The organism is Mycoplasmopsis bovigenitalium (genome assembly GCF_900660525.1).
Lineage (GTDB): Bacteria > Bacillota_I > Bacilli_A > Mycoplasmatales > Metamycoplasmataceae > Mycoplasmopsis > Mycoplasmopsis bovigenitalium.
Genome location: NZ_LR214970.1, coordinates 462,875 through 479,316 on the forward strand (window position 1 = coordinate 462,875; position 16,442 = coordinate 479,316).

The window sequence follows — 16,442 nt, forward strand, 5'->3', positions numbered from 1 at the left end:
TATGAGCACAAAATTGAAACAAATCCATGATGATATCATTGGCAAAATTGATATTGTTAATGAATTAGCAAAACACATTACTTTAACTCGCAAAGGTCAAAGTTATGTTTCTTTATGCCCTTTTCATGACGACTCGAACCCATCAATGAATATAAGTTCACACAAACAAATATTTAAATGTTTCGTTTGTGGTGAGGGCGGAGATGTTGTTAAATTTGTTTCAAAATTCAAAAAAATAACTTATACAGACGCTTTAAAGTATTTACTCAATGAATACAATATTTCATATGACCAAAACACATTTTATGATGCTAATTCAAAATACAATGAAACTGATTTAGCTATATTTGATTTGCTAGAAAGAGTAAATTCTCTATTCAAATTAGAATTTAACAAACTAAAAAATTCCAAACTTAATGATTTTTACACTTCTCGCAAATTAACTCCACAACTAATTAATGATTTTGATATTGGTTATGCTGACCCATTAGTCTTTGAAAAAATATTTAGCGACGAAATCAACCAAAATAAATTGCTTTTTATTCGCGCTGGCTTGATAAATACCAACACCAATACTTTCATTTTTAAAAATAGAGTTACTTTTGCCATTAGAAATAATGATGGCAAAATTGTTGGTTTTAGTGCTCGTTCTATTGACAAAAACGAAAAGCCAAAATACATTAATAGTTCAGAATCTAAACTATTCCAAAAATCGCAAATTTTATACAATTATTACCTTGCAAAAAACAATATAAAAGACAATACCTTAATAATTTGTGAAGGATTTTTTGATGTAATAGCTCTTTATAAAGCCAACTTCAAAAACTCAGTTGGACTTATGGGAACAGCACTAACTACTAAACATTTACCTTTTTTAAAAGACAAAAAAATAATACTTTTTCTAGACGGTGATGAAGCAGGACAAAGTGCTTCAATAAAATCAGCACAATTTTTATTAGCTAACAATATCAATGTAAACATCGTTAATAACAAAACAAAAATGGATCCTGATGAAATTTTAAATCAACTAGGGCCAAACAAAATTAATGAATTAATCAATCACTCAGTTGATTCTTTGGATTTCATTTTCAACACGCTAATAGTTAGACACAATGTTTCATCTGGGGAACAAAATAATTTAACTAATATATCCAAATTCATTCATGAATTCAATGAATACATAAAATTCGCACCAACTAATGCGCAAGAATTTTACACAAATAAAATCAAAGAAAAATTTAAATATGATGCTTCAAAAGACATAGAATCAAGCTCTTTAAATCAAACTTTTAATGATTTTGATGCTGATTATGAATTTAACAATTTTGCCCATTTAAATGATATAGACAACTATACTCCTATGTTTGGCAATGAGCCAATCAATCAAACTCCACACTTTGCAATTTCTAAAAAGAAAAACAAAAAAATTAATAAGTTAAGCAATGTTGATAAATTATTTTATTTAATTTTATACCACGATGATTTAAGAGAATTATTCATTGAAAAAGCCGCTAATGAAAACACACTAAGGTGAAAAACACACGGTTGAGAACCTTATCAAATTGATATTTACCAAAATATAACCAACAATCCTAAGTTAACTAGCGAACAAAAAGACCGCATGATTCAACAACTAAGCGATAATTTTGAGCCATCACTAAAGCTAAACGAATTGATTAAAAGTTTTAACTCAAATAATTCGCAAGCAGAGAAAATAAGTGATTTTATGTTCATTTATGACCTAGCCAAAATCGAGAGCTTTAAAACTAACACAAGCAAAATAATAAATCCAGATAATAAGTTTTTATTTTCTTCAAGTAATGCTGCTCTTGAACAACAAACAGAAGATACACGACAATTAATTAAAAAAATAGAGGGGAAATATGGAAAAAACAAATAACGAACTGCAAGCAGTTTTGAATATGGTTGAAGACCATGCCAAATCAACTAAGAAAAAACAACTCTCTCAAACTCAAGTTTATGATTATTTAAACAAAATTCAAGTCGAAATTCCGGATGAATTAATGGATGAAGTGCTAATGAAACTTCATGAAAAAGGCATAATTTCTGACGAAGCCGATGATGGTGATTTTGACTTTGTTGATGAAAAAGATATTCTTGGCGAAATTGATGAAGAAATTGACGATGAAATAGACGAAAATTTAGAATCTGACGAAGGAGCTCCAAGTAAAAGTGATGAATTTAAAAAGCACATTGACATTGAAGAAGAATTTGATGAGAATCTAGATAGCGAAATTTCTTTTGATAGCGATGACGAATATGACTCATATACAGGCGAATATGGCTATGATGACTATGAATATACCGATAGTTCAAGCTATGATGACGACGATGATGAGGAAGAAGAAATAATTGTTGCAAAAAAAGAGGAAAAAAAGAAAAAAGAAACCAAGAAAAAATCTAAAGATATAACTGATGATGATCTTGAAATCGAAACATATGACGATGAAGAGATTGACCTTTCAAAAGAAGACCATATTTCAACTAGCAATTTAAGAAACAAATTAACCGAAACTAACGATATTGTTAAATGATACATGCGTTGAATTGGTAAATATGGAAAACTTTTAACAAAAGAAGAGGAAGAAAAACTTGCTTACGAAATGGAAAAAGGTGGTTTTCGTGGCAAGCGCGCACGTGATAAATTAATTAAACGTAATCTTCGTTTAGTTATAAATAATGCTAAAAAATACAAAAATCGTGGCTTAAGTTTTATTGATTTAATTTCTGAGGGCAACTCTGGAATTGTTAAAGCAGTCCAAAAATATAATGTAAGCAAGGGTTTTAAATTTTCAACCTACGCAACTTGATGAATTCGTCAAGCAATAACTAGAGCAGTGGCTGACCAAGCCCGTACAATTCGTGTACCTGTTCACATGGTGGAAACAATAAACAAAATTACAAAAATTGAAAGAGAATTACACCAAGAATACGGAACCGAGCCTTCTGATGAAGAAATTGCCGCAAAATTTGGTCAAGGTTATACTGCTGAAAAAGTTAGATATATCCGTAAAATAAACATTGACCCAATTTCACTAGACAAACAAATTGGTAAGGAAAATGACTCATCATTTTCTGACTTTGTAAAAGACGAAAGCGTTGTAAATCCAATTGATTACGCATCACAAGAAGAACTTGGCGAAATGTTAAATGAAGTTTTAACCCAATCATTAGACAAAGACGAATACGCACTAATTTGCAAGCGTTATGGAGTCGGTGTTGATGAAAATGGTGAAAAATACCAAATTACTCCTCTTGAAGATTTAGCAAAAGAACGAGGAGTTTCTAAAGAGCGTATTCGCCAAATTGAAAACAAAATTTTACGTAAATTAAAGAATTCTACTCGTAAAGGTAAAAATTTAAAGGACTTTTACAAATAATGCAAATTCGTAAAGTAACTAAATATTTACTTGAAAAATACCCGCTTGAAAAAGCAGAAATTTGAGATCCCGCTGGCTTTAGTGTTAAATTTAACCTGAGTGAAAAATTAAATGGCATAGTTTGTGCAATCGATTTAACTCATGACGTTTTAAATAAAGCAATTTTACAAGGCGCTAATTTAATAATTGTTCACCACCCTTTTAAATTTGCGCCAACATGAAAAGATGAACTTGAATTAGCACCTTATAAAGCCACAATTTTAAGGAATCTAAAAAAATACCGAATAAATGTTATTTCATTGCACACAAACTATGACAACAATTTTGAAGGAACTTCACACCAAATTGCATTCGCACTTGGATTGCAAAATAAAATTGATTTTGCCGAGCCATATCCTTGTTTAATTAATGCTAATTTATCAATCAACGATCTAAAGCAAAAATTGACCAATTCATTGAATTTGCATTCATTTAGAACAAATTCAATGAACACAAATAAAAAATATAAAAATATAGCAATTCTTTCCGGATCAGGTCCCGCAACACTAGCATTGGCATTAAAAAACCAAGCTAATTTAATACTAACAAGCGATATCAAATGAAATGAGTGATTGCTATATAAAGAACATAATATTGATGTTTTAGAATTATCGCATCTTGATGAGCAAGTTTTTGCAATCGATATATGCGAACAGATAAAAAATAAATTTAGTGATATTAATGTCACAACACACCTTATGGTTGAACCATACACAAATTTGTAACGGAGTTATAATGGATTTTACTAATATTTTCAAAAAACAAAAAGAGCTAGACTTAGCTATTTCATCCCGCGAAGATCTAAGCAGTGTTACAACTGACGAATGACGAGCTAAGTGATCATTAGCGCTTCTTGTCGAGTTTGCAGAATTTGCAAACGAAGTTCAATGTTTTAAATACTGAAAAAAACATAAAGAAATTAATGATAGCGCTATTTTAGAAGAATTTGCAGACGTATTGCATTTTCTAGGTTCATATGCTTACAAGCTAGAAGTACACCCAATTATTGAACCAAAAATTGTTTCAAAATATCCAACTGACCAAATATTAGAAATATTTAAAATTGCTTCAAATTTAAAAAGCGAAATTAACAAAGAAACAATCGCCGACTTATTAGCATTATCGCTTGGCTGCGCCAAATTGTTAAATTATAGCGATGAAGATATTGTAAAATGATACGAAATTAAAAATCAAAAAAACTTCGACCGCATTAAAAACCATTACTAATGAGCTCTTAAGCTCATTTTTTAATAAAAAAAGCCCAAAAGGCTTAAATCTCTATTTTGAATTGTCGTCTTGCTCGACAATTTGTGCAGGTTCTTCATCTTTAAATTTACTTTTATAACTTGGATGAATATTATAATCTTCTGCGCCACGGTGAATTTGTGAATGATTTGTCAATTTAGATGCTTTTTTAATGTAGAAAAATGCAGAAATAAAACTTAAAACTAGAGCCGCTAATAAAGGAATATTTACAACAAATCAAATTAAAATTCTTATTCAACTATTATTCAAAACGTCAGTTTTTGTTGACATAAAACCTACAACATCCAAAGAAGGTCAAACAATATTGAAAAACAATATTCAGCACACTGCAACTGTAAGAACTATTGTTTTAATTTTACCTCAAATTGAAGCTGAGATATCTTGTCTGTGTTCTTTCATTACAACGCGACAACCATCAACAATTAAATCTCTTAAAATTAATAGTGTGACAATAATAAATGAAGCATATCCTCTTGTAATTACTGCTAAGAAAATTAATGCGGAGGTGGTAATTAACTTATCAGCAATCGGGTCTCATAATTTACCAAATGATGTTATTAAATTTCTTTTTCTTGCTATTTTTCCATCGAAATAATCAGTTAACATAGCGGCTAAAAAGATCAGAAACATTAACACTAATATTATCCGTGAAACAATTCCTCACACAAATATTTGCTTGTCAATATTAAATAAACTATCAATATTACCACTTGTATTAGACAAACTAGGTGCTACAAATTCTTGTAAAATCAAGTATAAACAACCTAAAATTATAAAAGGAGCAACCAAAATAATTCTAATTATTGTTAACTTATTTGGTGTATTAAGTTCTTTGAATTTCATTATTGTAAAACTCCTCAATTTCTTTTTGTGCTAATTCAAAATTATCTTTTTCAACTTGCTCATCTATTAAAAACATTCTTGAGTTAATAAATTCACTTACGTCTTTAAGGTTTCTTCAATTAGTTGACCGAACATCCCTTAAATAAGTGTAATTAGTAAAAATATCTTTTGCATCTATATTATCAATAATTAACTCTTTAAAATCAGATTCTTTTTGTTTTTCAATTAGATATTTACGAGCAGTATCAACAATATAATTCATTTTATACTCGCCAATACTTGGTACAAATTCATCAATTAATTTTTGATTATGCTTAATTAAAAAATGTAATCTTAATACAATATGTTTTTTGTATTCTTCAGTTTTATTAATTAATTTGATTTGTTTTAATTTACGACGTTTTTTGGAAATTTTATCCTTTATAAATGAATAAATAAAATAAATCACCAGTGCTGCAACAATAATACCAAACAAAATTCATGTTCACATATTGACCTCCTAATAATGAATAATTATATATGTTAATAATTAAATACATAAACTAAATCTTATATATAATAATTCTATGAAATTTAAAAAATTATTAAATCCATTATTTGTTATTGCTATGCCTCTAGCACTGAGTGCTTGTGGCAAAATTAATGCTGAAAATGAATATCAAGCTTTCAAAACACAAGTTAACTTAGCCAATCAAAAATTTGCTCAAATCAATAAAGAATACGTGCATCAAGACAAAAAAGACCAATTTATTTTAATTGAAAATTATTTTTTAAATGACTTAATAATTTACAAAAATAATCTAAAAAATAATCAACAACAAAGCAACAATTTTCAATCAAGAGTAAATAAATCACTAATTAAAATAAAAAATATTTTAACAAATAATGACGCAGTAAATTTTGATGATGAAAAAGCAAAATTTGATTCCCTAAGCAATGAAGTTAAATTACAAATTGAAGAATGTAGCAAAAATTTTAAACAACTTTACTATGCAGTTAAGTCCATATATGAAAATTTTTCACATTTTGCACAAAAAGCTTTAAAAATTAAAAGCGGCTCAATTATTAAAAAAATCAATAAGGATTTAGAAAAACTTAAAACTTTTTTAACAAAAGAAAAAAATGAAAAAATACTTGAAAAAATTTATCTAGATAGCAACAAAATAGGATTAATAAAAGAGCAATCTAAAAAAATTATTAGCGATTTACAAACTAAAATAACTAAGTTGGATTTGAATTATTATCATAATTTAATTGATAAAATTAATCAAATTTCAAACATCAATTTTGAAAGCAATATAATCTCTTATAGTGATAAAAATATTCTATCTATTGAAATTGATTTTATTCATTTAATGTATATTGAATATTTAACCAATTCAATTGAAAAACCAATTGAGAATGTAAAAAATTTTAAAATAAATATTGATGAAATAAATTCAGTAATTGATACTGTTTATCCTATTAAAAATGAATACTACAAAATGGTATTTAGTCAATATTTAGAACTAGTTAATTTAATAGATAAATTGGGACCTAATTCAAGTGAGCAAATCAATAATAAACACCTTAAAAATCAAGCAAATCTTTGATCACAAAATTTTAAAATAACTTTTGAAAAATTCATTAGTTGAGAACAAAAAATTAACAATAAAGAATTGATTAATTATAACGATAATTTTCAAGATAACTTGGCCTTTAATCAAAGATTAAATCCAAAACAAATAATATTTACTAACACATTTAACTTTATAAAGACTAGGGTTGAATAGGTTAGTTTTTTATTATTAATATATAATATTGAAGCTTATAAAAACTACGTACGCATGTTCTTTATAAGTATTGTTATTTAAGCGATGGACGCATCGCAAGAAAGGTAATATGAATAAAAATAAATTACTATTGACGCTTGGCGCAATGTCTGCTACATTGGCGATCTCATCTCCATTGTTAGCCGCATCGTGCAAGAAAGAAGATGTAATACGTTTTGATGTAACCTTCTCAAGAGGTAAAGATCAATGAAACGCTTTGGATGATGTAATTAAAGTCTACAACGCAAAAGTTGATGAATATCATGCACAAAAAAATAAAGAAATAAAAGAACTTGAGCAAAAAATTGCTAAAGCTAAAAAAGAAGATAAAAAAGAAGAAAAAGAAACTTTAAATAAAGAATTAGAAGCTAAAAAAGCCGAGTTATCTGAACATATAAAAGTTAAATTAGATAATATAGGTTCAGGTTATGGTGCAGGTCACAATAGCATTGTTACAAACCTAAAAAACAATAATATTTCTAGCTTGCCAAATATTACAGTTAACTATGGTTCAACAATCAGCGAGATTGTTAACTATGGAAAACAAGTGGATATAAGTAATAAAGCTAAATTTGGTAATCTAGCAATTGAAAGAAATTCACTAGATGAAAGATTCACCAAAACAAATGATAAAATCTCAGGAGTTCAACCTGGTGGTTTGTACTCTGTTCCATTTTTTAAATCAACAGTTGCTTTTGGTATAAATGGTCCAATTTACAAATATGTTTTTAAAACATTAAAAGAAGCTGGATTAACAATCGATAGTGATTTAACTAAACAATTCAAGCTAGATGATGATTCTTGAACAGAAGATATTGATGTAATTAAAGGTGAAGGCTACTTTGGTAATGCAAAAAGTAAAGAAGAAATCAAAAAAATCTTTACACATGTAAAATATCCAAAAATGAAAATTAATGCAGATATTTTCAAAGATTTTTCATCTCTTCTTAAATTCATTACTGATGCAATTCAAATTTTTGAAAAATCATCAAATGTTTCTAAATCATCAGTTGCATTGCTAGGTATTGACGACCCTTCAGGAATTATTAATACAACATTGTATTCAAATCTAAATCATGATGATAGTAAAATGTTAATGGCTGTTACCAATTCAGGTGGCACTTCAAAAGTTAACTTTGAAAACATTAAAGACTCTAACTCTGATGTGTACAAGGCATTTAAAGAGCTATATGATTTAATGAAAGAAGCAATTCAAAAAGGTGCTTTGAAAATATTTGGTGGTGGTTCATATTCTTCATCTGACCAAGTACAACATAAATTAGGCGGTAACTTTGGTTCAACAGTGGGTTATACACATAACTTCACTGGCAATAGATCTGTTATTGTAGCATTTAATGATGGGCCTACATTAACATCAGGTAAAGTAATCACAAATAGCAAAAATGCATTAATTTTCATGAACGATAACACAAGACTACTTCAAGATAAAGTTGAAGACAATGATGCTGGTGTTTACTTGAAAGCTGAAAAAGAAGTTAAAGATAAAATTCTTAAACTTGAATCAGATACACAAATTATCTATGTAAAAAGTGGTGATGCAAATCTAGCTAAGATTAAAGAACTTGTTAAAGATAAACAAGATTTTGAAGAAATCGGAGAAATTACACAAGTTAAAAGAAGCTTTGCTCAAAAAGCAGACGGTACTAAAGATACAAAATTAACAGACACAGAAACAAAATACACTTTATTCCAAATTAAAGCTACAAAATCTAAAGAAGAAAGTGGCAAATACAAAATTACTATTGGAAATGCTAACTCTCTACAAGAAGAAGAATTAGTTGTTATTACTCCACCTCAAAAACTTAAAAAAGAAGATAAAAACACAAGTGCCTTCCTACAAGGTCCAAACTTATTTGTTATCGACAAAGGCGATAGACACAATAAAGCTACTATGAACTTTTTAAAATTCATGACCGATCTTCAAAACAAACATATATTTGGTAAATCAAAAACTAAAATGACAGCATTTGATTATATTTCAAAAACAGCTTCATATGTTATCCCATACAAAGGTTTTGAAGAAAAAGTCAAAAGCGATAAATCTGTAATTGAAAACAAATACGTTAAGTTAGCAAATGAATTATTTGTTAAACAAGATATTACATGATATGAAGAACCTAATGACAAAAACTCAAGTCCATTTAGAGAATCATTGAATGCAATATTAAAATCAAGTAGCGAATCAATACGTATTGGCAAAGCCGCAGAAAATGATTTTGAAAAGATAGTAAGTAACATTAAAGAAAAAACTAAAGGTTTAAATTAATAAATAATTAACTATAAATTCCCCTATATCATTTGCATTTGCAAATGGTATATTCGTTTTAATTTTATTTTCCGGAGGGAACATGAGTAACTTTAAAAAGTTAGGCTTATTAATTACAGGTTTAAGCCTAACAACATCTTTTGTGAGTGCATCATGCACAAACACAAAGTTATACAATAAAAATGTTAAAGTTAAAGGCGAAGGAAAATGAGACATAAAATTAGATAAAAATTCAGAATTCGTAAAATCAAAAGTTTTTAAAGCTAAAATCGTAGGTCATTCAGACGGTGATACATTCACAGTTGAAGCACTTGAAGAAGTATTATCAAATAGTATAAATGTTGGTGATCATATAAAACTAAGACTTGCAGGTATTGATACACCTGAAAAAGCAGTTGGCAGCCAAAAAGCAGTAAATCCTGAATTACATTGAGCCAAAAAAGCTTCTGCATTTGCAGAAAAAACATTGCCAATTGGCAAGGTTGTTCATGTATTTTTTGGCACAAAAGACGGATTTAGTAGACTTACTGCCGATGTATTTTTCAAAAAAGATGGCACACAAGCTGCAAACTATTGAGATGCAGATACATCTTACTGTGTTGAAATAACAAAAGCAGGATTAACATTGCCACACGCAAGTAATGCTCAAAAAGCAACCGAACGTGACAGCATTGAATATTACACATACTATCCAATTGCTTTGGCACTAAAATATGCGTATGATAACAAAAAAGGATTTTTTGGTTCAGGATTTTTAGGATTTTTCTCTGGAAAACATCCTAAGGATTTCGAAAAAATTTATATGCTAAAACCAAATACTTCATGAAAACTATTTTGACCTTACGATGAAGAATCATTTATAAACCCAGATTATATTTGATATTACAACGCTGAAGAACAAAGAACTTACATACCAGAGTAGCATAAAGGATCGATATGAGAATTATTAAAGAACTATTTAAAAAAATAAATACTAAGTTAACTAAATACACTGAAGAAGATTACGCTGAATATCAAAGAATTTTGAATTCAGTAATCGCTCAACAAGAAGATAAAGATCTTCCTGCTATCGAACTTAAAAATGTTTATATCGACTTTGGTGAAACTCTAGCTGTAGATGATGTTAGTTTCAAGATCCCTGAAGGTTCATTAGTTACTCTACTAGGACCTAGTGGTTCAGGTAAAACAACAGCATTGAATGCTATCTCAGGTTTACTAACAATAAGTAGTGGTAAAGTTCGTTTTTATGGTAAAAATGTTACAACATTAACCCCACAAAAACGTAAAATCGGTTTTGTGTTCCAAAACTATGCACTTTATCCACACATGAGTGTTTATGCTAACATTGCATTCCCATTAAAAAATGACCCAGAATGACAAAATGGTATTATTACAAAAAGAATAATAGCTCAAACTAAAATTAATAACATGTACCTAGCAAAACTTGGTGCTAGCGAAAGCGAAAGAGATGAATATCTAAAAAATGTTATTAACACAAGAGCAACATTAAATGAGTTAGAAAGATTATACTCAAGAGCAATTTCAAAAAGAAGAAGCGAACTATCAAGCGCTCAAAGTAATTACAAATTAGCTCTAAACAAATACAATGCCCAAACAACAATTCTTGCCAAAAACGTTCTAGAGCGTTTTGACCAATTAAAAGAAGAATACAAAAAAATTGTTTCAAACATTAAATACGAAAAAGGAATTGAAAAAGCTAACGGTATTGTTAAAGAAGTAAAAGAGCTTACAATTCTACCTGAAATTAACGAATCAGGTCTATTAAAATTTGTTCGCCCAAGTGTGCAAGCAGAAACCAAAGAGCAAAAATGAGAATTAATGCATGCAGAATTAAGCAAATTACTTGCTAAATATGATGCATTAATTGCCAAAGTATCTCAACTTGAAAAACTTGATTACTCTCAAAAAGATGCAATTCTTCTTGCAAAACTTGAAAGAAAACTACTTAGAAACCAAACAATTTGCAAACACGGTATCAAATTAATTGAAATCGAGCAAAAAAATGTTGATAAGTTAGCTCAATTAAAACAAGAATTGCGTACAGCAGAACAAAACATTAAAACAATAAGTAAAGATGCGGTTAAACGTGCTGCTCGTAACTTAAAAATTGTTCCAATTATTATGCAAAAAGAACACGCTCGTCTAGAAGCAGAACTTGATGCAAAATATAAATTTAAACAAGCAATGGATGAAGATAAAAAACAACGTAACTTCAACTTTACTAAAGAAGAACGTGATGAAATCACTGAAATTAGCAAAGACATCATTTCAATTGCAAAAGCAATGCACAGAGATGTTCTTGAAGTTGCTAAACGTGTAAATATCTTGCCAATTCTTCAGAAAAAACCAACAAGACTTTCAGGTGGTCAACAACAACGTGTTTCAATTGCGCGGGCAATTGTTAAAAAACCAAAAATCTTGTTAATGGACGAACCATTATCAAACTTAGATGCCAAATTACGGATCAACACACGTCAATGAATTCGTGAAACTCAACAAAGTCTTGGTATAACAACAGTATTTGTTACTCACGACCAAGAAGAAGCTATGTCAATTTCAGATATTATTGTCTGCATGTCAGTTGCTAAAGTTCAACAAATGGGTACACCAATGGAACTATACAACAAACCAGCAAACCAATTCGTTGCTCGCTTCTTAGGTATGCCTGAAATGGGTCTAATGCCTGGTAAATATGAAAATGGCACTCTAGAAATTATGGGTGTAAAAATCCAAGGTATAACTCTTGAAGACAGAGACAGTGCAGAAGTTAATGTTGGTGTGCGTGCTGAAGACTTTGAAATTATTACAGCTTCAAACAAAAAAGCACAATTCAAAGGAACAGTTGTAAATACCGAACAATTCGGTAAAGAATCTAAATTAATTGTTAAGTTAAAAGATGATACAAAACTTAACTTCCTAATTTCAAATAAATACGACTTTAAAGTTGGAGATGTAATCAAATTTAACGTACCTACTAATAGACTACATATTTTCGATGCTGTTTCAGAAAATAGAATTGAATACACATGTTAAATAAATTTTTCCGTGAAAAAAGTTTAAGCACAAATAATAAATTTGTCTTCAACTTTGCAGTTAAAAAGCTTGCAAACAGAAATAATGCAATTTCTGAATCAGTTGTTGATCGAAGAACTCCATTCATCATTGCATTTCTATTAATTTTGCCGGCTCTTGCAATTTTATTCACATTCACCGTCATTCCTTTTATCTTTAATATTATTTCAGCGGTTACACACCGCGAAACAGTAAAAGGCGTTGAAACAATAACATTTGTAGGATTCCAAAACGTTACAAAATTATTTGGTCTATTAACTTTCGCAGTCGCAGTGCGTAACTCATTTATTTATGGGATTTTAGTGCTGCCACTGTCAATGATTATTTCATTGCTAGTTTCATCACTTATCGCATCAGTTATTCGCAAGAGAATAAGAGGTTTTTTACAAACTATCTTCTTTCTACCTTACGTTACTAACATTGTTGCTGTGTCGCTAGCATTCGTACAAATTTTCCAAAAAAATGGACAATTTAACCAAATTTTAAGAGCATTCGGCTTTGATGGCGATGTCAACTGATTAGGTGACACCGCTGGCGGATTAGCTGCATTTAAATCAATTGTTGTTATGCTTATTAATGGTGTTTGAGGCGGTTTAGCATTTAATATTTTATTATTTACAACAGCAATGCTATCCGTAGACAAAAACCTATATAGATCCGCTTCAATTGATGGTGTGGGCGGAAGCAAACAATTTTTCACAATTACATTGCCATCAATCAAAAAAACAATTTCATTCATTATGACAATGGGTATCATAAATGGTATTAAAGTCTTTCCACTAGCTCTATTCGAAAACAAACCAGACTTAGCAGTTAATGCTGGTGCATCAACTCTAATGTTATTCATTTTCTACTATGTAAAAAATGTTAACGACTATGAATTAGCTGGTGCAGCATCAATTATCTTATTTATAATTGGTGTATCTTACTCAACAATTATTCGTGCAGGATTTAAGGTATTAAGTTTAGCTTCAATTAACAAAGGAGAATCTGATGTTTGAAACAAAATTAAAAATTCAGCGGAAATTAGCGAATTGAAAGCTAAAACGCAAGAGAGATTCAGTTACTCAGCAAGTACTTGATAAATCGCTAGCAACAGTTCTAACTAAATATTTTGCTAAACTTATCCTTTTAACCTTCTTTGCAATGATAATTATGATACCTTTTATCTACATGATTTTGCTATCTTCAATGTCAAATACCCAAGCCGACGCTGTTAAACAAGGCCAATCAAGTATTTGACCACAAGAATGACATATAGCAAAAAACTTAGCATCCGCTGCTAATGGATCAGGTGAGTCATTTTTCCCACCATTTAACAATCCAGAAGCACTTGCTAAATGACTAGAAAACTTTCCACAAACTTACCTATTTTCATTTATATTAACATTAGCTAACGTACTACTTTCAATTGTTCTTAAAGTGTTTGTTACTATGTTACTTGGCTATGGATTTAGTCTTAAAAAATGAAGAGGTAAAGAACTTATTTGGTGATTTTTGATGATGTTATTAGTTTTACCTGAAGTAGCATTGCTTTCAGGTCAACAATGAGTTGTATTTAAACTTAATAACATACCAAGACCAGCAGATAAATTTAGCGAATTTACATACAACCTATTTATAATCGCTGTGCCTTTTGTGGCCTCAATATTCAATGGTTTAATGTATAGAAACGCTTTTGAATCAATTCCAAACCGTATTAAAGAAGTAGCAATGATTGATGGGGCTGTTGGCGCTAAATATCTATTTAAAATAGCTATTCCAATGGTACAACCAACAACTCTAACAATTGTTATTCTAACAACTCTTGCTTCATGAAACTCATATCTATGACCATCATTAATTGCTGGTACAAACTATAGAGTTATGTCTGTGTGACTATTTGACGTTGGAAAAGACCACTCATCAACTACAGCTGATGATAGAGTCTTCTACAACATTAAAATGGCCGGTGCTATTCTTGTTATTCTGCCAATGTTTGCCTTCTTCTTGGTTGCTCGTAGAAAAATTATGAACGCAATTAGCCGTCAAGGAAGTACAATTAAAGGATAAAATATGAAAAAAATTAACGTTAAGTATAACACCATCTTATGAGGTATTATTGGTTTTATTGCTTTAGCATTCGTTATCTTTTGTAGTGTTTTAATTGCACGGATTGTTAATGATATTGATGCAATAAAAGCTGTTGAAGTTGATAGTTCATTAATCAATGATTATCAAGCCTTCAAAGCTTATGGTATTGGTATATTATCATTCTCATGCATAGTTTTAATAATTTCAAGTTGTATATGTTATCTTGGTGCTAAATCATGAAACTATACAGCGACATTATAGGTAAAATATGAATAAAAAATTATTATTAAGCGCACCAATACTAACAATTAGCTCATTAGCTACAGTATCATGTGTTAATCCTTTTAAAGACCACGAGATGATCGCTAAAGCTCGCGTTCATGACGCAAAAAACAATTTTCTAAACGGTAAAAACTTTGAAGAATTCAAGAAAAATTTCATTGCCAAAAATATTTATAGTAATGAAGCAGAACGCAACAATGTATTAAGTGTTTTTGAAAAAGCATTCAAGAATCTTAATGATGTTAAATACTTATCACTAACCAACTTATTACACTCATTTAAAATTAATAAATTGGAATTAAACAACGAATACACAGATAAAGAACAAAATTCAAGCAAGCAAGCAGATATTAAATTAGAAGCCCAAGTAGCATTTTTAGAATACATTTTAGGTAAAACCCCTTTTGCTTATTCACAATTAAATAAATCTACTGAAAGCCAAAGAAAATCATCAGCTAAAAATAAAACAATTAATTTATTTATTGATAAAAACCCAATTGATAATAAAATTAGCAACGTTATCAACATTCCTCAACTAATTTCTAAAATTGTTGAGCATCAAGACTTTATTAAAAATCCAACTGTTGAAAATGCACAAAAAGCATATGAACACACAGTTAAATCATTAAGCAAATTCGTTTATAAAATAGATGATGCGGAACAAAGACAATATTTAGATGTTTATGCGCCTATTTATTATGTTTTAAATAGTCCAAGTCCTAAAAAATATGTTAATGCTAACTATGCAGTATCAGAAGAAGATCGTTTTGCACTTGTTACAAGCGAGCGTCAAAATGAATTAGAACCAAACTTGGCAGCGCGTGCAAGCGAATTTGCGGCCGACCCTGAAGCTTGATACACTAAAAATAGTAGTCTAATTAATCCAATATTTAATAAGGACTTTAAAGGCGATAAAGCGACTCATAAAAGCGGAACATTCTATGGTTCAATAGAACGTTATCAAAAAGGAATTAGCAGCTTTGGTTTTGCGCAGTTAGTTGCGTTTGCAATGTATTTAACTAATCCAACAGATATTCAATTATTAGCATTTAATAAAACTAGTGATAATTCAAAACACTACTTTGTTCAATTTACAAATGGTGAAAATAAAGTTCTATTTAACCCAGTTGCCGATTTTAAAAAGAATACAGTAACTAAATATACAACTAAAGATGAGTTAACTAAAGCTGGTTATACTCTAGTTGATGATCTACTTGGTTCAAGCTACCAAAGTTCACCTTGGAAATAAATTCAAAAATTCAAGTCTTCGGGCTTGAATTTTTTTGCGCATTTATAGGGCTTTAGGGGCGCAAAAAATATAGGCCTTGCGGCCTATATTAAGATTAA

General features: G+C 29.6%; 14 protein-coding genes. 12 read left to right on the forward strand and 2 right to left on the reverse strand.

Annotated elements, in window-relative coordinates:
• Nucleotide 1: 1 nt before the first annotated feature.
• From dnaG to EXC34_RS02005, 4 genes are read left to right on the forward strand one after another with little or no spacing between them, the layout of a single operon-like run.
• Nucleotides 2–1,900, forward strand: a complete 1,899-nt coding sequence (gene dnaG, locus EXC34_RS01990) for a DNA primase (RefSeq protein WP_129687696.1) — start codon at nucleotides 2–4, stop codon at nucleotides 1,898–1,900.
• Entirely contained in the window at nucleotides 1,884–3,401 is a 1,518-nt protein-coding gene (locus EXC34_RS01995) for an RNA polymerase sigma factor (RefSeq protein ID WP_129687697.1), read from the forward strand. Before dnaG ends, EXC34_RS01995 begins: the two co-directional genes overlap by 17 nt.
• Nucleotides 3,401–4,165 carry a Nif3-like dinuclear metal center hexameric protein gene (locus EXC34_RS02000; protein ID WP_129687698.1) on the forward strand — a complete coding sequence of 255 codons (765 nt, stop codon included), beginning with the start codon at nucleotides 3,401–3,403 and terminating at the stop codon, nucleotides 4,163–4,165. Before EXC34_RS01995 ends, EXC34_RS02000 begins: the two co-directional genes overlap by 1 nt.
• A gap of 10 nt (nucleotides 4,166–4,175) precedes the next feature.
• Complete coding sequence (locus tag EXC34_RS02005) at nucleotides 4,176–4,667, forward strand: dUTP diphosphatase (RefSeq protein WP_129687699.1); 492 nt, start codon at nucleotides 4,176–4,178, stop codon at nucleotides 4,665–4,667.
• A 51-nt stretch (nucleotides 4,668–4,718) separates the two neighbouring features.
• On the opposite strand, the gene pgsA is transcribed toward EXC34_RS02005, so the two are convergent.
• On the reverse strand, nucleotides 4,719–5,549 hold the full coding sequence (gene pgsA / locus EXC34_RS02010) for a CDP-diacylglycerol--glycerol-3-phosphate 3-phosphatidyltransferase (protein WP_129687700.1): 831 nt from the start codon (nucleotides 5,547–5,549) through the stop codon (nucleotides 4,719–4,721).
• Nucleotides 5,530–6,039 (reverse strand): MHJ_0274 family protein, encoded by a 510-nt coding sequence (locus tag EXC34_RS02015; RefSeq protein ID WP_129687701.1) that lies wholly within the window; start codon nucleotides 6,037–6,039, stop codon nucleotides 5,530–5,532. Before EXC34_RS02015 ends, pgsA begins: the two co-directional genes overlap by 20 nt.
• Before the next feature lie 76 nt (nucleotides 6,040–6,115).
• Here EXC34_RS02015 and EXC34_RS02020 point away from each other — a divergent pair, with 76 nt between their 5' ends.
• The 8 genes from EXC34_RS02020 (at nucleotide 6,116) to EXC34_RS02055 (ending at nucleotide 16,344) form a co-directional block, all read left to right on the forward strand.
• Nucleotides 6,116–7,321, forward strand: coding sequence for a hypothetical protein (locus tag EXC34_RS02020; protein ID WP_129687702.1), 1,206 nt, complete (start codon nucleotides 6,116–6,118; stop codon nucleotides 7,319–7,321).
• A 109-nt stretch (nucleotides 7,322–7,430) separates the two neighbouring features.
• A complete protein-coding gene (locus EXC34_RS02025; protein ID WP_129687703.1) occupies nucleotides 7,431–9,647 on the forward strand; it encodes a P68 family surface lipoprotein in 2,217 nt (738 codons plus the stop codon).
• Nucleotides 9,648–9,729: 82 nt separating this feature from the next.
• Nucleotides 9,730–10,569 carry a thermonuclease family protein gene (locus EXC34_RS02030; protein ID WP_129687704.1) on the forward strand — a complete coding sequence of 280 codons (840 nt, stop codon included), beginning with the start codon at nucleotides 9,730–9,732 and terminating at the stop codon, nucleotides 10,567–10,569.
• 14 nt (nucleotides 10,570–10,583) lie between these two features.
• On the forward strand, nucleotides 10,584–12,701 hold the full coding sequence (locus tag EXC34_RS02035) for an ATP-binding cassette domain-containing protein (RefSeq protein ID WP_129687705.1): 2,118 nt from the start codon (nucleotides 10,584–10,586) through the stop codon (nucleotides 12,699–12,701).
• Nucleotides 12,695–13,825: a carbohydrate ABC transporter permease gene (locus EXC34_RS02040; RefSeq protein WP_129687706.1), complete on the forward strand. Its 1,131-nt coding sequence runs from the start codon at nucleotides 12,695–12,697 to the stop codon at nucleotides 13,823–13,825. Before EXC34_RS02035 ends, EXC34_RS02040 begins: the two co-directional genes overlap by 7 nt.
• A complete protein-coding gene (locus tag EXC34_RS02045) occupies nucleotides 13,734–14,792 on the forward strand; it encodes an ABC transporter permease subunit (protein ID WP_129687707.1) in 1,059 nt (352 codons plus the stop codon). Before EXC34_RS02040 ends, EXC34_RS02045 begins: the two co-directional genes overlap by 92 nt.
• A 3-nt stretch (nucleotides 14,793–14,795) precedes the next feature.
• Nucleotides 14,796–15,074, forward strand: a complete 279-nt coding sequence (locus tag EXC34_RS02050; protein WP_129687708.1) for a hypothetical protein — start codon at nucleotides 14,796–14,798, stop codon at nucleotides 15,072–15,074.
• Nucleotides 15,075–15,081: 7 nt separating this feature from the next.
• A complete protein-coding gene (locus EXC34_RS02055) occupies nucleotides 15,082–16,344 on the forward strand; it encodes a hypothetical protein (RefSeq protein ID WP_129687709.1) in 1,263 nt (420 codons plus the stop codon).
• Nucleotides 16,345–16,442 lie beyond the last annotated feature (98 nt).